Source organism: Bdellovibrio sp. HCB290 (assembly GCF_047305925.1).
In the GTDB taxonomy this organism is placed as follows: Bacteria; Bdellovibrionota; Bdellovibrionia; order Bdellovibrionales; family Bdellovibrionaceae; genus Bdellovibrio.
In genome coordinates this window covers 1,204,638-1,226,369 of the sequence record NZ_CP178620.1, presented here as the reverse complement: position 1 = coordinate 1,226,369, position 21,732 = coordinate 1,204,638, and the positions used below count along the sequence as shown (strand labels likewise).

The 21,732-nt window shown below is 47.8% G+C and carries 21 protein-coding genes; 6 read left to right on the top strand and 15 right to left on the bottom strand.

All coding sequences use genetic code 11. The features are described 5' to 3' along the window. Positions 1 to 22: 22 nt before the first annotated feature. The 5 genes from ACLVWU_RS06035 to ACLVWU_RS06015 form a co-directional block, all read right to left on the bottom strand. Positions 23 to 2,032 (bottom strand): ATP-dependent helicase, encoded by a 2,010-nt coding sequence (locus ACLVWU_RS06035; protein WP_413578087.1) that lies wholly within the window; start codon positions 2,030 to 2,032, stop codon positions 23 to 25. A 141-nt stretch (positions 2,033 to 2,173) separates the two neighbouring features. After that, positions 2,174 to 2,611: a hypothetical protein gene (locus ACLVWU_RS06030; RefSeq protein WP_413578086.1), complete on the bottom strand. Its 438-nt coding sequence runs from the start codon at positions 2,609 to 2,611 to the stop codon at positions 2,174 to 2,176. Between the two features lie 14 nt (positions 2,612 to 2,625). After that, positions 2,626 to 3,561, bottom strand: a complete 936-nt coding sequence (locus tag ACLVWU_RS06025; RefSeq protein ID WP_413578085.1) for a hypothetical protein — start codon at positions 3,559 to 3,561, stop codon at positions 2,626 to 2,628. After that, positions 3,558 to 4,946, bottom strand: a complete 1,389-nt coding sequence (gene fumC / locus ACLVWU_RS06020; RefSeq protein ID WP_413578084.1) for a class II fumarate hydratase — start codon at positions 4,944 to 4,946, stop codon at positions 3,558 to 3,560. The genes ACLVWU_RS06025 and fumC overlap by 4 nt, the downstream gene beginning before the upstream one ends. Beyond that, complete coding sequence (locus ACLVWU_RS06015; protein WP_413578083.1) at positions 4,947 to 5,708, bottom strand: SDR family NAD(P)-dependent oxidoreductase; 762 nt, start codon at positions 5,706 to 5,708, stop codon at positions 4,947 to 4,949. A 131-nt stretch (positions 5,709 to 5,839) separates the two neighbouring features. Between ACLVWU_RS06015 and ACLVWU_RS06010 the strand changes: the two genes are divergently transcribed. The 3 genes from ACLVWU_RS06010 to ACLVWU_RS06000 are packed head-to-tail and all read left to right on the top strand — an operon-like array spanning position 5,840 to position 7,641. Beyond that, positions 5,840 to 6,232, top strand: a complete 393-nt coding sequence (locus tag ACLVWU_RS06010) for a YchJ family protein (protein ID WP_413578082.1) — start codon at positions 5,840 to 5,842, stop codon at positions 6,230 to 6,232. Then, positions 6,229 to 6,687, top strand: coding sequence for an EVE domain-containing protein (locus ACLVWU_RS06005; RefSeq protein WP_413578081.1), 459 nt, complete (start codon positions 6,229 to 6,231; stop codon positions 6,685 to 6,687). Before ACLVWU_RS06010 ends, ACLVWU_RS06005 begins: the two co-directional genes overlap by 4 nt. Positions 6,688 to 6,690: 3 nt before the next feature. Beyond that, positions 6,691 to 7,641, top strand: coding sequence for a tRNA dihydrouridine synthase (locus ACLVWU_RS06000; protein ID WP_413578080.1), 951 nt, complete (start codon positions 6,691 to 6,693; stop codon positions 7,639 to 7,641). Positions 7,642 to 7,788: 147 nt separating this feature from the next. On the opposite strand, the gene ACLVWU_RS05995 is transcribed toward ACLVWU_RS06000, so the two are convergent. The 4 genes from ACLVWU_RS05995 to ACLVWU_RS05980 form a co-directional block, all read right to left on the bottom strand. Continuing rightward, positions 7,789 to 9,738, bottom strand: a complete 1,950-nt coding sequence (locus ACLVWU_RS05995; RefSeq protein ID WP_413578079.1) for an ABC transporter permease — start codon at positions 9,736 to 9,738, stop codon at positions 7,789 to 7,791. Positions 9,739 to 9,755: 17 nt separating this feature from the next. Further along, on the bottom strand, positions 9,756 to 10,745 hold the full coding sequence (locus ACLVWU_RS05990) for an efflux RND transporter periplasmic adaptor subunit (protein ID WP_413578078.1): 990 nt from the start codon (positions 10,743 to 10,745) through the stop codon (positions 9,756 to 9,758). Continuing rightward, positions 10,742 to 12,013, bottom strand: coding sequence for a TolC family protein (locus tag ACLVWU_RS05985; RefSeq protein WP_413578077.1), 1,272 nt, complete (start codon positions 12,011 to 12,013; stop codon positions 10,742 to 10,744). Before ACLVWU_RS05985 ends, ACLVWU_RS05990 begins: the two co-directional genes overlap by 4 nt. A 108-nt stretch (positions 12,014 to 12,121) precedes the next feature. Beyond that, positions 12,122 to 14,485 carry a hypothetical protein gene (locus ACLVWU_RS05980; protein WP_413578076.1) on the bottom strand — a complete coding sequence of 788 codons (2,364 nt, stop codon included), beginning with the start codon at positions 14,483 to 14,485 and terminating at the stop codon, positions 12,122 to 12,124. A gap of 405 nt (positions 14,486 to 14,890) precedes the next feature. On the opposite strand from ACLVWU_RS05980, the gene ACLVWU_RS05975 reads away from it, so the two are divergent. Together ACLVWU_RS05975 and ACLVWU_RS05970 are read left to right on the top strand one after the other, a co-directional pair. Then, positions 14,891 to 15,379, top strand: a complete 489-nt coding sequence (locus ACLVWU_RS05975; RefSeq protein ID WP_413578075.1) for a PAP/fibrillin family protein — start codon at positions 14,891 to 14,893, stop codon at positions 15,377 to 15,379. A 48-nt stretch (positions 15,380 to 15,427) separates the two neighbouring features. Beyond that, positions 15,428 to 16,177 (top strand): TSUP family transporter, encoded by a 750-nt coding sequence (locus ACLVWU_RS05970; RefSeq protein WP_413578074.1) that lies wholly within the window; start codon positions 15,428 to 15,430, stop codon positions 16,175 to 16,177. Positions 16,178 to 16,188: 11 nt separating this feature from the next. Here ACLVWU_RS05970 and ACLVWU_RS05965 read toward each other — a convergent pair whose 3' ends face one another. Further along, positions 16,189 to 16,443 carry a glutaredoxin family protein gene (locus tag ACLVWU_RS05965; RefSeq protein ID WP_413578072.1) on the bottom strand — a complete coding sequence of 85 codons (255 nt, stop codon included), beginning with the start codon at positions 16,441 to 16,443 and terminating at the stop codon, positions 16,189 to 16,191. 62 nt (positions 16,444 to 16,505) lie between these two features. Here ACLVWU_RS05965 and ACLVWU_RS05960 point away from each other — a divergent pair, with 62 nt between their 5' ends. Then, positions 16,506 to 17,156 (top strand): class I SAM-dependent methyltransferase, encoded by a 651-nt coding sequence (locus ACLVWU_RS05960; RefSeq protein WP_413578071.1) that lies wholly within the window; start codon positions 16,506 to 16,508, stop codon positions 17,154 to 17,156. 73 nt (positions 17,157 to 17,229) lie between these two features. Here the strand turns inward: ACLVWU_RS05960 and ACLVWU_RS05955 are convergent, their stop codons facing one another. Genes ACLVWU_RS05955 through ACLVWU_RS05935 form a run of 5 tightly spaced genes read right to left on the bottom strand, consistent with a single transcriptional unit; the run spans position 17,230 to position 21,718 of the window. Continuing rightward, the gene (locus tag ACLVWU_RS05955) at positions 17,230 to 18,297 is read right to left on the bottom strand and encodes a tRNA-dihydrouridine synthase family protein (RefSeq protein ID WP_413578069.1); all 1,068 of its coding nucleotides are present in this window, start codon (positions 18,295 to 18,297) and stop codon (positions 17,230 to 17,232) included. A gap of 25 nt (positions 18,298 to 18,322) precedes the next feature. Next, positions 18,323 to 18,829 (bottom strand): DUF6580 family putative transport protein, encoded by a 507-nt coding sequence (locus ACLVWU_RS05950; protein ID WP_413578068.1) that lies wholly within the window; start codon positions 18,827 to 18,829, stop codon positions 18,323 to 18,325. Between the two features lie 25 nt (positions 18,830 to 18,854). After that, complete coding sequence (acs, locus tag ACLVWU_RS05945; protein WP_413578067.1) at positions 18,855 to 20,792, bottom strand: acetate--CoA ligase; 1,938 nt, start codon at positions 20,790 to 20,792, stop codon at positions 18,855 to 18,857. A gap of 49 nt (positions 20,793 to 20,841) precedes the next feature. Then, positions 20,842 to 21,294, bottom strand: coding sequence for a DUF6691 family protein (locus ACLVWU_RS05940; RefSeq protein ID WP_413578065.1), 453 nt, complete (start codon positions 21,292 to 21,294; stop codon positions 20,842 to 20,844). Between the two features lies 1 nt (position 21,295). Then, positions 21,296 to 21,718 (bottom strand): YeeE/YedE family protein, encoded by a 423-nt coding sequence (locus ACLVWU_RS05935; protein WP_413578063.1) that lies wholly within the window; start codon positions 21,716 to 21,718, stop codon positions 21,296 to 21,298. Between the last annotated feature and the right edge of the window lie 14 nt (positions 21,719 to 21,732).

Here is a 21,732-nt window from a genome sequence, read left to right as displayed (position 1 = left end):
CTTCGTTTTTTTTCTTTATGCACTATTTTCCGATTTTGCTATCCAGTTTTGACAGAAAGCTGGCAACCAGATCATCGCGATCCTGCCCGGTGACGGGACGAGCCCCCAATGGATACTCTTTGTATAATTCCGTGGGAATTTCCAGAAGGAATCTTGACGGCACAGACGGACGAACCACACCGTTCTTTTTGCGCTGCTGACAGCGTGACATCACCAAACGGTTTTTTGCACGAGTCACACCGACATAGAATAAACGACGTTCTTCATCGATATCGGAGCCCAGGTTTTTGTGCGGCAAAAGGTCTTCTTCAATCCCCGCCAAAATGACGACTGGGAATTCCAAACCTTTTGACGCATGCAAAGTCATCAGCTGCACTTTGTTTTGATCTTCTTCTTCGTTGTGATCTTCACGAAGCATCATCGAATCGACAAACGATTTGATATATTCCACTTCGTGCGCACGACGGCCCAGGTAAGCATCCAGGATGCGTCCCAGGATTTCCACGACCACCCACTTCTTTTCAGCCGAAGCCGGATCGGCAGCGGTGTTCATCACGTACTCTTTGTAACCCAACTGATCAAATAGTTCGACCAGCTTGCCACCCGGTGAGGAGCCCACATTGAAATCCAGGATATGTGTCGGCAGGTATTCGATGAAGCCCAAAAGGTCTTCGATCGCCTCGCCGGTTTTTTCAGGAATTTCTGCGTCTTTCCAAAGACGGCAGGCATCCAGGAAACTCACACGGCGCTTTTGCATGAACTCAGTCAGTTTTTCAATAGTCGTGTCACCAATTCCGCGCGAAGGCACGTTGATGATACGACGAAGGGAAACTTCATTCGGAGAGAAAGACTGCTTTAAGTAAGCCATGATGTCTTTGATCTCTTTACGGTCAAAGATCGAAGTGCCACCAGAAATATTATAAGCAATGTTCGCACGACGTAAAGACGCCTCGATCAAACCACCTTGAGTGTTTGAACGATACAAAACGGCAAAGTCTTTCAGTTTGTAGCCTTCTTTTTGGAAGTGCTGAATTTCCTGAACGACGAATTCACATTCATCTTCTTCGCGCTCCAGAATAAAGACTTCAGGTAAGACTCCGGTATCTTTAGCTGCTTCAGCTCTAAGAACTTTTCCGTGACGGTTTTTATTTTTAGAGATTGCGGCATTGGCCACCGCCAAAATTTCGCCGGAAGAGCGGTAATTACGCTCGAGCATAATCACTTCGCATTTTTTGTGCTCATGCGGGAAATTAAGAATGTTCTTAATTTCAGCCCCACGCCAGCCGTAGATCGACTGGTCATCGTCGCCCACCACAGTGATGTTACTGTGGGGCTTTACGATTTGCTGGATCAAATCCATCTGCATGCGATTGGTGTCTTGAAACTCGTCCACCATCACTTGCGAAAACTGACTTTGGACTTTCTCTAAGATTTCCGGATGATTTTTAAAAAGCTGCAACGGCTTGATCAACAAACCTTCGAAGTCGACCACACCCAAATGTTCCAGGCGTTTTTCAAACTTAGGCGCTAAGACTTCGACCATCTCGTGATACTCATCAAAACCTTCGTGCGTGTGCGCGGCACCCGTACGGCGGTCATTGATCATGGAGAGAATTTTATCGATGTCGAATTTGTCTTTGCCGGAATTGGCGATATTTTTAATCAGCTCTTTCAAAACGGCATTGCAGTCCGTTTGATCAACGATACCGAAGTGCGGAGAAAGACCTGCGTGTTTATGAAAACGACGCAGGATTTGCAAACCAAAGGAGTGGAACGTTCCAGCCCACAGGCCATCACCCGCTCCGCCCAGCTTTGCCTTCACACGGTGTTTAAGTTCACGTGCGGCTTTGTTGGTGAAGGTCAAAACGCAGATTTCGGAAGATTGCGCCACACGCTCAGAGATCATTCGCCCTGTGCGTGAAACCAACACCGTCGTTTTGCCGGAACCCGCCCCTGCCAGAATCAGCAAGGGACCGAAGTTATGTTTAACAGCCTTTTGCTGTTCAGGGTTCAACCCCTTCAACCAATCCATGAAATCCAGTCTATACTTATGAAAACAAAGGGCCCCGCCGGGGCCACAAAACAAAAGCGTCGCACTTTCGTACGACGCTAATCAATCTTTAATGTTAAGCGTAAGCCGCAAATCCGCAGCTACAGCCTATTTCGCAGGCAATTACTGTCTATTGTGAATCAAAGTACGAACTTCGTCTTCGAACACAACTTCGATTTTGTCAGAAGCTGCATCTTTGATGAAACCCAAACCAAACTTAGGATGCTGCAATTTCGTGTTTTTCTCGAACTTGCCCTTCATGGTGTAGTTTGAAGTCGCGCCACCGTTGGACATCAACATTTCGTATTCGTTTTTGTGGGAAGATTTGCGTGAGTTCATAGTTTGCTCACGTTTCTTAGCTGCAGCACCCGTCAACGGTTTGCCAGTTTTAGTCTGAGCTTTTGGAAGAGAGTAAGTTTTTTGTGAACCACAGATTTCACACTTAATTTTCGCCGAAGTCGCTGATGTGTGCGCCAAAACTACATGGTATCTATCAGCATCACATTTTTTACAGAACGCAAAAAAGGATTTAGCGACTGGGGGTAAAGTGTTCATCGTCATTGTACTCTTCCTATCTAGTATTGTTGTTTCAATTGATAAATCATTAGCTTGTCCTCAAGCTTTTTCTGCGCGATTTCACCCGCACTTAAAAAGAAAGGACCTTCCGCTCGTTCGATGCGCTGTTGGAAGTCCAACATGCTGTCTTCGTTCTTAGGATCAATGAACGTCCCTGTCGGGCCATAATGTTCCAAAAACGCCAGATCGTCCTCTTTGTTAAAGAATTTCTCCCAACAATGAGTATTGACCTGAACACGGTAAGTTATAGTTTTAGCATGAGAATGCACCGGAGCGTAAGCCCCAATCACCTCTAAATGTCCGTAATGCGAATGGAGCTTCAATGCTGGGCTGCCCCATTGAGTCATCCCAGAGCACTGTTCGACATTGGCATACCACAATCCAAAGGCCTTCGAGAGGAATCCCAGGCCGTAAAACTGCTCTTCTTTCGGTAATAACGAATTAACCGAGCATAGATTGTGCGCAACCCACTCCCCTTTATGCATTGTGGGAATGATGATGAACAAAGACAAAGGCACCCAGTCCATCTCGTCCAGGGATTCAATTTCCTTCAAAACCTTGGAAGTTTTGATCGGACTTAGTGACGCAGGGTATTTTTTTGGATCCAAAACCTCGCGAACCAGCTTGGAAAGCACCTTGGGACGAGCCGCGAAGCCCGCCACAAAGCCCGGCATCACAGCGCAGTCGTAAAAAACCCAACGAGGCATCGCCATGTTGGAGGGCCCAAAAGCACGTTCTTCAATCGAGTAAATGCGATCGGCGAAGGCGATTTCAGTGATATCCAGCGGATTTTTAAAAACCGGATTTTGCTTGAACCAATCCAGCTTGTGAAACGATCCCGGTTGGGCAATTTCGTTTTCTTCGCGCACGAAAACGTAAGGGCGAATATCCTCGTTGCTCAACCATTTTGCTTTTTGCAGTAACTCATTAATCAATTACGTACTCCGACCATCGTTTCAGGTCTAACTAGTTTATCAAATTCTTCGCCGCTGAGGAGTCCAAGATTTATGGCTTCTTCGCGCAGCGTAGTGCCATTTTTATGGGCAGTCTTAGCTATTTTAGCTGCATTATCATAACCGATTTTCGGGTTCAATGCAGTCACTAACATCAAAGAATTATCCAGATGCTTTTTGATTTGGCTATTGTTTGCCTCAATTCCCGACACGCAGTGATCAACAAAGGACTCGCACGCGTCTGAGATCAAACGTATTGAGTTTAACACGTTAAATACGATGACGGGCTTAAACACGTTCAACTCAAAATGCCCCGTCGCCCCACCGATAGTCACCGCGACATGATTGCCCATCACTTGAGCACAGACCATAGTCATGGCCTCGCACTGAGTGGGATTTACTTTTCCAGGCATGATCGAACTGCCGGGTTCATTTTCCGGCAAATGGATTTCGCCGATACCGCAGCGAGGTCCAGATCCCAGGAGACGAATGTCGTTGGCGATTTTCATCAAAGACACCGCAATCGTATTCAAGGCACCACTGACTTCCACCAAAGCATCGTGGCTAGCCAGGGCTTCAAATTTATTTTCAGCAGTTACAAATGGAATTTTTGTTTCGCGCGCGATCTCGGCCGCCGCATCGACTGCAAATTTCGGGTGAGTGTTTAGCCCCGTCCCGACAGCCGTGCCACCCAAGGCAAGTTCATGCAGATGTGGCAGAGTATTCTTAATCCGATGAATTCCGTGCTTCATTTGGGTCGCGTAGCCCGAGAACTCCTGCCCTAGCGTCAGAGGTGTTGCATCCATCAAATGCGTGCGACCGATTTTTACGATGTCGTTAAATTCTTTTTGTTTCGCTGCGAGTGCAAGATACAGCTTTTCCATCATCGGAATCAGGCGATGGTAAACTTGCTCGCCAACTGCTATATGCATCGCAGTTGGGAAGGTGTCATTCGAAGACTGCCCTTTGTTCACATCGTCGTTGGGATGAATGTCTTTAGAAGGAAGTTTAAGCCCCATCATGTCCATCGCACGATTGGCGATAACTTCGTTGGCGTTCATGTTGGTCTGCGTGCCCGAGCCCGTCTGCCATACTACCAAGGGGAAATGCGCATCGAGTTTTCCGGAGATCACTTCGTCAGCAGCTTTCACAATCATGTCAGCTTTTTTCGCATCAAGGATTCCCAGCTTTTGATTCGTCAGTGCCGCACTTTTCTTTAGAATACCAAGAGCGCGAATCATTTCACGGGGGAATCTGTCGCCGCCGATTTTAAAATTTTCAGTGGATCTTTGTGTTTGCGCTCCCCAGAATTTATCTGCAGGAACCTGCACATCCCCCATCGTGTCTTTTTCAGTTCGGAAACTCATCTACGACCTCCTGGAGACCATTCCAACATGGGCTTGGTCGGTTGGGTAAATCACAAGTTCTTGTATGTTCACATGTGCCGGGCGCGCCACACACCAGGCAATGGTGTCCGCAATATCTTTTGGATCCAGTGGCGTCATGCCTTCGTAAACTTTGTCCGCTATCTTTTTATCTTCAAAGCGGACCATGGAAAACTCCGAGTTCACCATGCCGGGCTCGATATTGGTGATACGAATTTTTGTTCCCAGCAAATCCATTCGCAGGCCTTCAGAAAGTGCGCGCACTGCAAACTTCGTTGCGCAGTAGACTCCACCGCCTGGATAAGTCCAACGACCCGCAACCGATCCCAGATTTACGATATGACCGGAGTTGCGCTTCACCATGTGTTCAACAATTCCGCGAGTGATGAATAGCAATCCTTTGATGTTGGTATCGATCATCGTTTCCCAATCATCCAGGGAGCCGTCCTGCATCTTGTCGGTGCCCTTGGCCAAACCGGCATTATTAACTAATACATCCACATTTTGCAGATCGTTCTGGTGGGCCTTCATGAACTCACTGACCTCGAAGCGATCAGAAACGTCGAAACTGGCTTTGATGACTTTGATTGCCGGAAATTTCTTTAAAAGCGAGCCTTCAAGCTCTGTCAAACGCTCAAAGCGACGTCCCGTAATAATCAGCGAATAATTCTGAGCGGCCAAAGCCTCCGCCGTCGCCCAACCAATTCCCGCCGTTGCCCCCGTAATCAGAGCCCATCTTTGCATACCCACCTCACAATGAAAATATTGTAGGCCCTGCCCTCTCAAATGCCCAGTATTCGCCGTCACGACATGATGCATCCAATACCCCCGGCGGAGGTACCTTTTGCTAAAGCAGCGTGTTAGGTTGCCACCCTATGAAATGTCCATGCGGAAGCGAAAAAAATTACTCTGAATGTTGCGGTATTTATCACTCTGGAAAAGAGAAGGCGCCAACGGCTGAAGCCTTGATGCGTTCTCGTTACGCGGCGTTTGCGAAAAATCAAATGCAATACCTGCGCGATACCACGGATCCCCAATCTTTGGGCGACATCGATGACGAAGCCAACCAGGAGTGGTCCGAACGTGCGAAGTTCCTAAAACTGGAAATCGTTAAAGCTGAAGAAAAAGCCAACAAAGGCATCGTTGAATTCAAGGCCTTTTATTCTGTGGATGATGAAGAATATGTTCATCACGAAGTGTCCACTTTCCGCAAGCAAGCGGGCGAGTGGTTCTTTAAATCCGGCAAAGTGAAAGAAGAAAAGAAATGAAATACTGGCTGATGAAATCTGAGCCCGATGTGTACTCCATCGATCAGCTGAAAAAAGACTCTACCACTTGGTGGGAAGGTGTTCGCAACTATCAGGCACGCAACTTCATGCAAAAAGACATGCAGGTTGGCGACATGGTTTTGTTCTATCACTCGAACGCAGAACCACCTGGCGTTGCGGGACTGGCGCGTATTTCTCACGTGGCAGAGCCTGACAAAGCTCAGTTTGATAAAAAGTCTGAATACTTTGATGCGAAAGCGACTAAGGAAAAACCAATCTGGTTCTGCACTCAGGTTGAGTACGTTCAGAAGTTTTCTGAGATCGTTTCTTTGCAGGAGCTTCGCGATAACGCGAAACTGTCTGACATGCTGGTTTTGGCTAAAGGCTCCCGCCTTTCGGTTCAGCCCGTGGATAAAAAGCATTTCGACATCGTTAAGAAAATGGGCGGACTGTAGTTTATGAAGTTGTTCCTGGCTCCGATGGAAGGTGTTGTTGATTGGGTGATGAGGGATACCTTAACCCAAATCGGCGGCGTGGATCAGTGCGTGACAGAATTTCTGCGCGTCACCGATCGCCTGCATCCAGAGAGCGTGTTTCTTAAAAACTGTCCTGAACTTCGTACGGGCTCCCGCACTCGCTGGGGCACTCCGGTGTTCGTGCAGCTTTTGGGTGGACATGCAGAGCCATTGGCGATGAATGCCGAGCGCGCAGTGAAACTGGGCGCTTTGGGAATTGATCTAAACTTCGGCTGCCCGGCCAAAACCGTGAATCGCCATGACGGTGGCGCTTCCCTTTTAAAATCCTGCGACCGCGTGCACACAATCGTCGATACGGTTCGTAAAGCGGTTCCGGCCCATGTGCCGGTCACAGCAAAAATTCGTCTGGGTTTTGATGATCCGACAAAATGTATCGACATCGCACAAGCAGTTGAAGCTGCGAATGCGACATGGCTGACCATTCACTGCCGCACTAAAACCGATGGTTACAAACCACCGGCATACTGGGAGTGGATCCCGCGTATTAAAGAAAAAACCAAGATCAAGATTATCGCTAACGGCGAAATCTGGAATGTTCATGATTTCCATCGCTGCGTAGAAGTCACGGGCTGCGAAGACTACATGGTCGGCCGCGGAGTGATGAGCAATCCGTTTATCTTTAAGCAAATCAAACAAAGCTTAAAACAAGAGACCGTCGAAGAAATGAACTGGGAGCGCGCCAAGCCTTTGCTTCCGCAATTCTTTGCGGCGAGTACTGAGTACATCAACGACTACTTTGCGGTATCCCGCACGAAGCAGTGGTTGAAAGCGTTGTCTTTGAAGAATGGTGAAGCGAAACAAGTCTTCGATCAAATCAAAATCCTAAAAAAGCCTACTGAATTCCACTCGGAACTCATGAAGTTCACCACATAATTCAGGCGACCGCATTCAGCATTCTTTCAGAATTCAGCATTCTGGATACTTTCAGAATACAGAATACCGTTAACAGTATTCTGTATTCAGAAGGAATACTGAATACTGTATTCTGAAGTATGCCGAATGCTGTGTTCCGAATAGCCTTTATTCGTAACGAAGGGCATCGATGGGATGCAGCTCTGACGCTTTTTTGGCGGGGTACAATCCGAAGACGATTCCGATGAAGGCTGAGAAGAAGAACGAAAGGCCGACGGCGTCGAGGGAGATGGACATGGGCCAGCCCATGACTGAGGCTAGTGCTTTTGTGACTCCCCAGGCGAGGGCAATCCCCATTAGGCCCCCGATCACCGATACCACTACGGATTCTGCCAGGAACTGCATCAGGATATCGACTTTGCGACCGCCGATGGCTTTGCGCAAGCCGATTTCGCGGGTTCTTTCGGTCACGGAGACCAGCATGATGTTCATGATGCCGATACCGCCCACTAACAGCGAAATAGCAGCGATCGAGCTTAATAGCATCGACATGGTCTTGCTGCTTTGTTCGATGGCTTGTTGGATATCCGCCATATTGAAAATCTGGAAAGCATCATCTTGTTGAGAAATAGGAATGCGGTGGCGCGAGTTAAGAACTTCTTTCAGTGAATCCTGGGTTTCTTCGATCAGTTCTTTATCCGACACTTCGACATCTACGGAATCCACATAGTTTTTTCCGTACATGCGGTACATCGCTGTCATTACCGGGATCACAACACGATCATCCTGGTCGCCGCGCCCTTGGCCGCCTTTTTCCGGAAGCAAACCGATCACCGTGAAGTTGATGCGATTAATTTTGATCATTTCACCCAAGGGCGACTTATCACCGAATAGTTCACGAGCGACCGTTTTACCAATGACCGCCACTGTGGCTCGGCGCTGATTTTCTGCATCCGAGAAAAACCGTCCCACCGTGGGTTCAGAGTTTCGAACCTCCGCAAAGGAGGATGTCACACCTTGCAGATCTGTGTTCCAGTTTTTGTTTAAATAGGTGATCTGCCCCCGCCCATAGACATTCGGTACGAGATTTTTAATGGCTGGAATCTGCGCTTTCAATGCTGCCACATCATCTGTAGTGATACGAATTCGCACGCCTGATTCCTGGGCTACACCTGCAACCCGAACATTCCCTGGGCGCAGAACCAATAAATTGGAACCCAGTGACGCCAGTTGTTTTTCAATGGACTGCTGAGCCCCCTTACCCAAAGCCAGCATCGTGACCACGGCAGCCACCCCAATCAAAATCCCCAGCATCGATAAGCCCGAGCGGACTTTATTGGCAGCCAGGGTTTTCCACCCCTGATGAAAGTGTTCAATCATTTCACCAAAATGAAACTTTGAATCCAAAGACTGATTGGATTGATTATTCGTTTGTTCGTGAGCGAGAGGCACCTTACGTTCATCACTTTGTACGACACCGTCACGCATACGGATCAGGCGATTGGCCTGCTCCCCGATTTCTTCCTCGTGGGTTACTATTACGATGGTGATCCCTTGGGCATTCAGGGATTTTAAGATCCCCATGATCTCTTTTTCACTTTTGGAATCAAGATTCCCTGTGGGCTCATCTGCAAATATAATTTTGGGCGAGTTGATCAAAGAGCGCGCGATCGCCACACGCTGCTGTTGTCCCCCGGAAAGTTCGTTGGACTTGTGATCACCGCGAGTGCCCAGGCCCACTTGTTCGAGCAGACTTTGCGCTTTATCCTGATCAAATTTCTTTTCCGAATACAACAGCGGCAAAGATACGTTTTGCCACGCCGGCATTCGCGGTAAAAGATTGAACTGCTGAAAAATAAAACCAATTTCATCCCGGCGCAGAATCGCCAACTCGTCTTCGGAAAGTTTTGAAACCTCGCGGCCATGAAGTTTGTAGGAGCCAGCGGTCGGCACGTCCAACAAGCCCAAAATGTGCATCAACGTGGATTTACCGGAACCCGAAGGCCCCATGATTGCGACAAAATCACCATCTTCGATCTTCAAGGTGACATCACGCAGGGCCTCAACAATGTTGTCGCCCATTTTGTATGATTTTTTGATGCCGCTGATTTCAATCATCTTGTTCTCTCAATCAACTATTTTGGAGGAGGACTTGGACGTTTTTTACTTTGCCCTCTGTTACCAAATGGCGAGAAGGGATTTGAACCTTGTTTGGATTCAGAAGCTTTCACTTCCTCTACCAAGGCCACGTCACCCTCTTTGGCACCTTCCAGAATTTCTGTCTGGCGGCCATCCGTGATCCCAACTTTAACTTCCTGATTCACGGGCTTGCCATCACGTCCCTGTAAGTTCAGATAGGTCAATCCACTTTGCACACGCAGCGCTTCGCTGGCGACCAACAAAATATCCTTTTTATTTTTCACATAGAAAGTCACGTTGGCAGTCATACCACTGCGCATGTACTCCGGTGGCTTGCCTTCAGGCAAAACATCAACCAAGTATGTCGTCACACTATTGACGGTTTTCGAGTCAAAAGCGATCTGATCCGCCGTTGCCTGAATTTTTTCGCCAGGATAGGCATCCAGCACGATCTCGGCTTTTTCTTTAAGCGTTATTTGGGAAATATCGGTTTCATCAACTTGCGCCTTCACCGTCAAACGATCTGACATGGTGAAAATTGCGTCTGTGGTGGTGAAGGTCTGCCCCTGCTCTACATTTCGTAGGATAATAGTTCCTGAAATCGGCGCCATGATCGGAGTGGCCAAGTAAAGCTCTTCCCAGCGCTTTACTTCTTCAGCACCTTTTGCGCGGGCGGCATCCAGCATCGCGGCACGCTCGGTGGAACTCATCATGGCAATCACCTGTCCGCGAGAAACCTTTTGTCCCTCTTTCACCAAAACACGATCCATGCGCCCGGCAACGGGAGCTTTGATCTCCAGGCGGTTTTCTGGCTGCACGGTTCCTGTCGCAAGGATAGTCACTTCGATGTTTCCTATTTCAACCGGAAATTTTTTGTAAGTAACTTCGTTTTTGCGATTCTGATCCCAGGCATAATAGCTGCCGGCACCAATCACCAAAACTGTCACAACGATCCACGTGAGTTTTTTCTTAAACAAGTTCTTCATAGCAATACTCCCACGCCCTGGGCTCTTTCCCAAGCTGCTTCTGCGACGATTCGGTCTCTTTTGGAACTTAAATACTGTTTAGTTTTCGTGATCAGGTCCGTTTCGATATTGTCCCAATCCTCAAATGACATCAGACCGTTGTTGTATTTGGCCCGGGCGATATCAGCACGGGTGCGCGCTGCCTGCACGAAGGCATCGTTCACAGCCAACTGCGACACTGATTCAACATAGGTCGTGTAGGCTTTTTTTAGAGTTGAAAGCAATGTTCGATCGATACCCACTAAGTTACTTTTTGCAGCATAAAGCTGCGACGCCACACTTTTCGTCGCGTAGTAATCACGTCCGCCGTTAAATAAAGGCAAAGTGAACGTCGCACCCAGGCTCCAACGATCTTGAGTGTTCGGGTAAAAGTTTTGGCCGTAGTCACCGACCGTAGCTGACAGATCCAGACTGGGAAAAAAGCCTGATCGAGTATTCTTAAGCGTCGCCTCGCTAACATCGACTTGCGCTTCGTAAGTTTGACGGTCCGGTGTCGAGGTCGCGATGGATTTGAAATCAGGCTCAACCTTGGAAGGTTCGTGCAAGGGTACATCTTCGGCAATATTGATCACTTCTTCCGTATCCAGACCAATAACTTTTTTCAGATCAGCCTGGCTGGTCTCGTGCGCGTTTCTGGCTTTCTGACTGTCCAATTCGGCCTGCTTAAAGTTTGCCTGAGATAGTAACAACGAACCTTTATTTTCCCGGCCGCTTTCATAGCGCAATTGAACAATTCGCAAGTTGTCGTTACGGCGCTTTACGATGTCTTCCGAAATTTTGATGGAATCTCGGGCATAGATCGCAGAAGCGTATGCCGTTTTCAAATCATAACTCACAACCGAGCGCGTAGTGCGCAGGGCTGCTTCGGCAACCCGTGATTGTCCCCTTGCCTGATCCACCTTGGCAGAGTCAGAAAATCCCCGAAATAGATTTTGGGAAGCAGTAAGGGTTCCAGAATAAGCGCCACCAGAAATGGCCGTCGCTGAGTTGTCCGAAGTTCCTGATTGAGTATAACCAAGCCCCGCCGATAGCTGTGGATAGTAGCCGCTTTGATTGCTGCGAATATTAAACTGACTGGCTTTGTAGCTTTCTTCGGAATACTGCAGATCTGTATTATTCTTCTTAACCAAATCCAGTGCATTTTGAAAAGTCAGACTCTGCTGAGCATTTACGTGCGTCGACCACACGATCATGGGGATGATGACTAGACACTTTCTGTAAAGGGGCATCGCGCGTCCTTTCCGCAGATTCCAATTAGGCTTTTAATCAGAGGAGAAGTCAAACTTCTGACCCCGATTGCAGCCACATGTTAAGTGTATAAAACAATTGTGTAAAGACTAAGGAGACGCCTCGTATCGAGCCGAAGCGGCCTTTTTATAGACTGTATCGTTGAATTCCTGGACCGTTTTCTTGAAGACTTCTTTGATTCGGGCCTGCTCAGATTTGGTCAGGTAAACATCCTGACTTTGACCCATCAAGAGCTTTACTGTTCCCTCGTTCAAGGTATCGGTGCGCATATCCACACCAAACGTCAAACCATCAAGCTTATAGGCCTTAAACTGCTTTGCCAGATTCTTACGCAACAATTTTTCAATCGACTCGCCATGGGTGCTTAGCATGTTGCGCGTTTCAGCAGACTTCACGCCATCATTGACGAAAGCGAAGCGCATTTTTGAAGCATACTTGCTGTCAGCCACGCGATTTAGTACCTTCATTTTCTCCTGTTCAGATAAAGGCTTGGTCGCGACAGCCACGCAGTCATCCCCCGAGCAGATCGATTTCAATTTCCCCGGCTCGACAGATTCTTTTACGACTTTCTCAAAGAAGCTTTTTTGTTTATTCACGGCCTCGGTGACTTGTTTTTCCGCCAAGCGCGCTTCGGCCAGTACACCATCCAGATCCTTGGATTTCGCCAAGGCCTCGGCTGTGCCTTTCATATTCGAAGCGCCCAGACCCACAAAGTCCATGGTGAATCCGCCTTCTGCGGCATCATTCAGATTTGCATTTTCACGTTTAGCGACCATCAGGCCTGGCGAAAATTCATCACTATTTTTTACGTAACGCTGCAGTCCCGCCAAAGTCTCGTCGCTGATGTTTGAAGTACTGTACTTCTTCATCAATGCCAGATTGATCGCCTTTGGATCGCCTTGATTTTTTCGAACGATGTCAAAAACCTCGGATTGAAAAGTATGACCGTCCAGCATTTTAGTATTGGCCAATTGCTGGCGTAACGCCACCCGATCCCGCTCAATAGACTGAATCTTCCCACCAAGATCAACTTTTAGATCTGTGTTTTTATAGGAGACCACTTCCCCAGGCTGTGTTTTACGCGCATAGCGGGCTGCGATCCCCGCTTCATCAGCGGTATTACCAACACCGGCCCTGAAGTAGTCCTCAGGGGTATCGGTCTGGCGAATAAGGTTATTATCCCGCATGAATTTTACGAATTCATCATTGGAGCTTTTGAAAATCTCCTGAATTCTTTTTTCAATTTCTGGCGTTACTTTTCCCTCAAAGGCGAAACGCAGTGATTTGAAATCCGAGTATTCAGTGATTCTTAGATCCGGGAACTCTTTCTGCAGATCTTTAAAGCGTTGCAGCACCAGATCCTTATGGTAATTGGTCATACTGGTGACCAGATTTTTATTTTTGATCGTATCGTTCAGATACTTCATCTGGCTGTTTTCAATATTCACGAAATACGCGTTGGCCTCTTTGCCTTTTTCCGCCAGAGCGATGAACTTTTCGTTTTGCGCAACTGTCGTGGGATTGTAGTCCACGTATTTTTTTATAAACTCATTACGGGTAAGAGCCGACGATTTTTCCAGCTGCTCCACCCGAAGCATTATCTTCGAGCCGTTGGAGACTTCTTTCCCCAAGGCCAACGCAGCACGGGCACCTTTGAAAGTCGCTGTTGCCAAAAACAATGGATCCACTACCTGGCCGACTGCATAGCAGGCCATCTCGCTCTGCGCCTCCTGACTGTAGCAGTTGTACTTTTGATATTCCTTTTTAAGGTTTTCCTTAATCACTGCAGCCAGGTTTAAAAGTTTGGCTTTTTGCTCTGCCGTCAGTTCATTATCGGCTGGGTGAGCTTCCGGCGGTCGCGTGTTCGGCACACTTCGCTGAATACTTTGCAAGTAAGCTTTCTTGGATTCGTATTCAACAAACAAGGCTGCTGCAGAGATCTTACTAAGTTCTTCATCTGTCGCCGCGGAATATGAAGGCACATTCTTGATCAGATCTCTTTTACATTCTAATGACTTTTCACACTGAGCAATAAACTGCAGGCGTTGTTTCTTATTTTCTTTTGCCTGCTCCCACGACTGATCGATGGCTTTACCCATTCCGGCAGCCAAGATCTTAATATCCTCTCCCAGAGCAATCAGGGAGTTTCTGTAACCACGCAGACACGCCCCTATTTGCGTGTTAGCGTCGGCTACTTGATCACAAAGTTTCTGCGGATCACAGCGACGAAACTTAGAACGGTCTTCATCCGTCGCATCTTTTTCAAGCTCTTCGCATTTATAAATTTTTACTTCGATTTCGCATTGATTAGAAACTTGCTGAAGAAGCTGGATCTTTTCCTGTGGAGTGCAGCCCAGATTATTACAAATTGCTAGTAAACCAGCATCTCCACCGGCCATGGAGACCGATGTAAACAAAAGTACGGTTATGAAAATACCAAAGATGCTTTGCAATCAAAATTCCTTAATAAGTCGGACACCATTGATAACATCGGTATTTCTCAGATGGAAAATAACGGCTCCTGAGGAAAAAGCCTCAGTACTTTGTGCTATGAAACACATACTAATGCTCGAAACTGCGTAAAAGCATTTTAACAGCCCTTTCCCCCAAAAAAAGTTCCTTTCATACTCATATTTCGGAGGTTTTGTATGAAAGTGAGACAGTTGTTCGCTCTGCTTTTTGCGATTTTAATTACGGTTTTTTATACTCCAAAAACTTTTGCTGGAGGTTCGCGCGACAGGATTTCCGAACTTAAACTTCAAATTTTGGAAATCGCAGAGAATGCCCAAGGGGAATACGACAATGACGACAACAGTGCTGAAGCCCGCGCTGCATTGGATCCGCTGGTTGATGAATTGGTGTCAGTGGTTCCCAACAAAACCGAAAGTGAAAAACTTCCGTTGGTGGTGGGTTCATGGCAGCAAGTTTGGTCCGACGGACCTGGTGGCGGTCCCCCGGGAAGTGGTGGCACCCTGGCTGATTCCGTTTTTCAAGTGGTCTTTCCAGATGGCTACTATTGGAATATCGGCAAAAACAAAGTCGGCAACGTCAGATCCATGGGATACCTGCGCGGTAAATTCACCATCGAGCCCAATCAACTGGGCATCGAATTTACAAAATCTGTCGGCAGCCCGGGCTGGGTCGTTGACGACACTGAATCCTACTTGCTTGCGATGCGCGCCGAAGTAGGATCTTTTGATTCCGTGCCGACTCCCGGTCCTATTGGTAAAAAAGGTTTCTTGGCGAATGTCTACGTCGATGAAGACCTGCGTATTTGCCGCGGTGGCGGTGATGATTTTGGAACAGGAACTTATCTTTACATTCTTGAGCGGGATTCCGAATTTTAGCTGAATTAAAACTATCAAGCGACGCCGGATTCAGATAACTTCAACTTTATGGATCTGGCCCCGCACGTTTACTTCATTCTATTCTTTGTTGGTCTGATTGCCGGAGTTGTGGACGCTATCGCCGGTGGTGGTGGTCTTCTGACGATTCCAGCATTGCTCAGTGCGGGCCTTCCGCCAGCCATGGCGTTAGGTACCAATAAACTACAAAGTACATTTGGCAGTTTTTCCGCCAGCTACTATCACTTTAAAAATAAAACCTTTCATCCTGGAAAAATCAAAGTCCTGATACTTTGCACTTTTTTGGGAAGCGCCTTGGGTACGCTTCTGATTCAAAACATTGACGGATCTTTTTTGAATAAAGTGATTCCGTTCATGCTTATTGGTTTTGCAGTGTATTTCAGTTTGTCTCCCCGATTGGGTGACGTTGATCAACATCAGCGCATGCCCTTTGCGGTGTTTTCGGTGGTATTTGGAAGTTTGATTGGATTCTATGACGGATTCTTCGGGCCCGGCACGGGATCTTTCTGGGTCCTCGCGTTTGTCAGTTTGATGGGATTTAATCTTTCCAAGGCCACGGCTCACAGCAAAGCTTTGAACTTCGTTTCCAACATCACTTCGCTTGCGGTGTTTTTATTGGGCGGAAAGATAATTTGGACTGTGGGGCTGCTGATGGGAGCAGGACAATTTATCGGCGGCTATATCGGATCACACTTGGTCATAAAAAAAGGGACTCGTTTGATCAAGCCCCTGCTTATTGCCATTTCACTGATTATGTCGATCAAACTTTTCTTAAATTGATCGTGAACCCACTACTCTTTTAGCAATTGATCCAGTTTGCCTTCGTCATCCAAGGCTTTCAAATCGGTGTATCCACCAATCAACTTGCCGTTGATCATGATAATTGGAACTGTTCTCCAACCGGTTTCGCTTTTGATACGATCAATTTCCTCAGGTTTGTCTGTCAAATCGATGACTTCGTATTCCATACCTTTGTTATTCATGAAAGTGATTGCGCGATCGCAGTAAGGACACGGATTTTTTTTGTACATCAGAACTTTAGCCACATGACACCTCCGTCTATTTTCTTTTGACATAGATTGCATAAAAGGTAAAGGTCTTGAGCAGTATGAAGTGCCTACTGTGCGACAACCCAGATTCAGCCCGTTTCAAGGTCGTGAAAAAACCTGAGCGAAGTTATTATCACTGCAACAGCTGTGATATGATTTTTATGGCGCCTGAGGACCGCATGACGGCTGTCGAAGAAAAGGCCCGCTACGACCTTCACCAAAATGAAGATCAAGCCGGCTACCGCGCCTTTCTGACACCTTTGATGAAAGATGTGGAAGAGTACACGACAAAATCAGGAAAGTCCCCAAAAGATATTCAGCTTCTGGATTACGGCTGCGGCCCCACGGCATTTTTAGGTGCATGCTTCATAGCCAAAGACTATCAAGTCACAAACTACGATCTGTACTACCAACCAGATCAAGATGCGCTTAAAAAATCATACAACGTCGTCACTTGCACGGAAGTGTGGGAACACCTACACAATCCAAAACTAGATATCGAAGCCCAACTACGAGTTCTAAAACCCGGCGGCGCCCTAGCTGTCATGACCTCCGCCCACAAAGGCGAAGCCCACTTCCACGACTGGCACTATCGCCGCGACCTAACCCATGTCTCTTTCTTCTCAGAAAAAACCATGGCCTTCATCGCCCAAAAATACAGTCTAAAAACAATAAAAGCCAAAAGCCCCTACTGGGTCTTTAGGAAATAGGTACGGAAATAGGTACGGACACACTTTCTCCACCGACCGCTACGCGGTCTCGATGGAGAAAGTGTGTCCGTACCTATTGCCGAAGTTCTGTTCGAAGGGACATTTCGTGGGGAACTGCGAAGAATTTCGCAACACCTTCAAGCATCTCATCAACGTTGCGAGCTTTCGCACAAACACCCGTTAAGGCATTCCCGAAAGCCAGCCACACGCTGGTCGTGCGCACATAGAAGCGCACTTTTCTCATGGCTAAGTCTTCGCCAAAATAATGACGACTGCGTTCGATCAATTTCAAAAGCACTCGTCCGTATTCGGCACCTTCTTCTTCAGAAGTACGCGGAGCTTTAAGACCTTCTTTGCCAGCGGGCGCTGCAAACCCCAGCTCTTCACCCAGTTGCCACAACATCCAAGGACGAGCCGCAAGCCCGCGCCCTGCCATCGCCATATCGCAACCGGTTTCTTTAAGCATCAGCATCGCATCTTCAACGGTTTGCACGTCACCGTTACCGATAACCGGGAAGTCCACTGCCGCATGCAGAAGTTTGATTTGCTCCCAATCAGCCCAGCCGCGACGCTTTTGTGCAGCCGTGCGAGGATGCAAGCACACCCAGGCCGCTCCGGAATTTCTAAGCCCCGCAACGAATGTCAGAAGTTCGTCTAATTCTTTAGTGGAACCCACCGCGCGCAATTTCACACTGACCGGAACGGTTGAGTTTTTGACGGTCATGCGCACCACTTCGGCAGCATAGTTGGGATCACCCATCAAGGCCACGCCGTAGTTGTGCTTTAAAGCTTTTTGCACAGGACAGCCCATGTTGATGTCGATGGCTTCAGCACCCCACTCTACCAGGCGTTTCACGCTTTCTGTGATCGCTTCTTCTTCATTACCCAGAATTTGTGGTACCAGGCCCGGCTCGTGAGCCGCGCGCATGGTCTCGGGAGTGGTCTCTAGATTTTCGCCAGGAATACGGCGGGAGTTCAACATTTCAGTCGGCCAGATGGTGTAGGCATCCTGTGGTAAGTATTCGCGCATCACTTCGCGAAGTGCCACGTGAGTCAACCCCACCATCGGTGCCAAGCACAGAGGGAAATTGACCTTGCCATTTAAAATGGGCCTATGCAGGCCCAGCTTTATTGAACTCATTTTTTAAAAAGAATCTTATGAAGACTTAGGCAGCTTTTGCTGCTGGAGACAAAACGTACTTTTTCAAAAGTTCGTAGCCACCAAACATCACGCCACTGAAGAACAGGTCACCGGCAACTTGATTACCAAAGAATGGAATCGCAGCCACGTAGCACGTCACCAAACCTTGGAAGTTTACAGGATACATTCCATCCATGATCCAAACACCGAAGTTGGAAATCAGGAAGAACACAGAACTTGCCACCAACGACAAGCCACCGATGCGAGCCACTGATTTATTTTCAGTCAGGAACCAGCCCATCATCACGATCAAAGCGAAGGCGCCATATACAAACGCTGTTGTGGAGTGAATTCCACCCAACGCCAAATCGCTGATCAGAAGTGCTGCCATCGGCACCAGCATCGACAATTTTTTGTCGTTGAAATAAGCGCCACCGAAAAGAGCCATGGCACCGATCGCTGTGAAATTCCAAGGGTGCGGAATAATACGAGAAAATGCCGCGCCCAAAACCATCATTACTAGTACAATCATGCGTGTATTCATGCCCGGGAACCTATCACTTGTTCATACGGTTGTCTACAAGCTCCTGAACCACCCCGGGCTCGGAAAGCGTTGTAATGTCACCCAGTTGATCTGGTTGATTTTCAGCAATTTTTCGAAGAATCCGGCGCATAATTTTTCCAGAACGGGTCTTCGGCAATCGTGGCGCCCACTGGATTAGATCCGGGGTCGCAATCGGCCCGATTTCCTTACGAACTGTCTGAATCAGCTCCTTACGAAGCTCCTCGGACGGCGTAATTCCGGTTTTCAAAGTCACATAGGCATAGATCCCCTGCCCTTTGATATCATGGGGATAGCCCACCACCGCGGCCTCAGCCACACTGTGATTTGCGACTAAGGCTGATTCAATTTCAGCGGTCCCCAGGCGGTGACCTGAAACATTGATCACGTCATCCACGCGACCCGTGATCCAGTAATATCCGTCTTCATCGCGGCGACAGCCGTCACCGGTGAAGTAGTAACCTGGATATGTTGAAAAATAAGTTTCCTCAAAACGCTTGTGATCCCCGTAAACCGTGCGCATTTGCCCCGGCCAGGAATCAGCGATCGCCAAAACTCCTTCGCCGGCACCGTCAATCTTTTTACCTTCCGGTGTCAGCAAATGAGGCTGCACACCAAAGAATGGCAACGTGGCAGAGCCCGGTTTCAATTTTGTCGCACCTGGCATCGGCGTGATCATGAATCCGCCTGTTTCCGTTTGCCACCAAGTATCCATGATCGGACAACGACTGTCGCCAACCACTTCATAGTACCAAACCCAAGCTTCAGGATTGATCGGCTCCCCGACGGTTCCTAAAATTCTAAGTGAAGAGCGATCACAATCCTTCACCCATTTTTCACCTTCACGCATTAGTGAGCGCAATGCTGTTGGAGAAGTATAGAACAAATTAACTTTGTGCTTTTCAACGATCTGCCAAAAACGTGACGGTGTCGGATAGTTCGGAATGCCTTCAAAGAATAAAGTCGTCGCACAATTTGCAAGCGGACCGTACACGATGTAGCTGTGGCCCGTAACCCAGCCGACATCCGCTGAACACCAGTAGATATCCTTGTCATGATAATCAAAAACATACTGGTGAGTCACACTCGCCCACAACAGATAGCCACCCGTCGTATGCAGAACTCCTTTCGGTTTTCCGGTGGAGCCTGAAGTGTAAAGAATGAACAACGGATCTTCCGCATCCATCTGCTCAGCCTCACACTGGTCACTGACACCTTTCACCATATCGTGATACCAAACATCCAAGCCGTCTTTCATTTGTACAGAGACGTTCGAGTACTTTACGACCAGAACTTTTTCAACAATGCCCGCTTTAACCACGGCTTTGTCGACGTTGTCTTTCAAAGGAATGGTTTTACCACCACGGAAACCCGAATCAGCGGTGATGATGAATTTGGATTTTCCATCCAGCACGCGATCACTGATTGAATCCGGCGCAAAGCCACCGAAAATGACTGAGTGAACCGCACCGATACGCGCGCACGCGAGCATCGCGTACACGGCTTCCACTATCATCGGCATATAGATCGTGACGACGTCGCCTTTTTTCACGCCCATCTTTTTCAAAACGTTAGAAAAACGGCAAACTTCCTGATGAAGTTCTTTGTAGGTGATTTTTTTTGAAGCCGTCTTGATATCATCAGCTTCCCAGATCAAAGCGACTTTGTCGGCTTTCGTCGCCAAGTGACGATCGATGCAGTTGTAGGAAACGTTTAATTTGCCGCCTTCGAACCACTTGATGCTGACAGGTTTGTTGAAAGAGGTGTTCTTGACCTTGTCCCATTTTTTAAACCAGTGCAGGCGCTCCGCTTCTTTGGACCAGAAGCCCTGGGGATCTTGCACTGACTGCTGGTACATGTCTTTGTATTTTTGCGGCGTGATCAGCGCATTTTTTTCGAGAGAAGGATTGATAGGATAAACTTCATTGTGCATAACAGCTCCTTCGGATGGAGCTTTTATCGTATTCTCATTTGACTATCGGTCAATTCTTTTTGCGTCGCAGTTCACTCCAGCGTTCGTACATGCGATAGATCAACATTCCCGACATCATACTGAAGACAAAAACTATTGCTGTGACCGAACCACTTCCCAATGAAACCAATCCCGGCCCCGGGCAATAGCCACCAAGTCCCCAACCCAATCCGAAGATCACACTGCCCACCATAAGGGGCTTGGTGATTTCAGTCGTTTTAGGCAGAAAGAATTGCGAATCCAAAACAGGAGCTTTACGCCCGCGAACCAGGCGATAGGTAATCATGTGCACGGGAACCGCGCCAATCATGACAAAGAGCAAACTTGGATCCCAGCCGGCTCCGAAGGTCAAAAAATCCAAAATCTTTTTTGGCTGAGTCATTCCGGAAATCGCAAGTCCCACGGCGAACAGAAAACCCACTCCCAATGCTGACCAGTTGCGGACATCAGTTAAGCGATTCATCTTACAACCCCACAATCCAGCGCAGGAAATTCGCCATTAACATTCCGGCAATCATAAAGCAGATCGTGGCAACAATGGATCTTGGAGACAACCTCGCCACTCCACAGATACCGTGACCACTGGTGCAGCCACTTCCCATCATAGTGCCGAAGCCCACCAAGAGTCCCGCAATCAAAATCATCACCGAAGAGCGAGGGATATCAACCTCAAACAGTTCCGGGCGAAATTGATTTAAAACCAATCCCGCGAAAAACATCCCAAAGACAAAGAACCAGCGCCACTCGGATTCATAGGGAGTTCTGTCCAACAAACCATTCAGGATGTTACTGACGCCGGTCACTCGGCCGTTCAATGCCAGAAGCAATGAAGTCGCAACTCCGATAATTAAGCCTCCGATTAAGGCCATCATGATACTTTCCTGCATGTGCATCTCCTTCA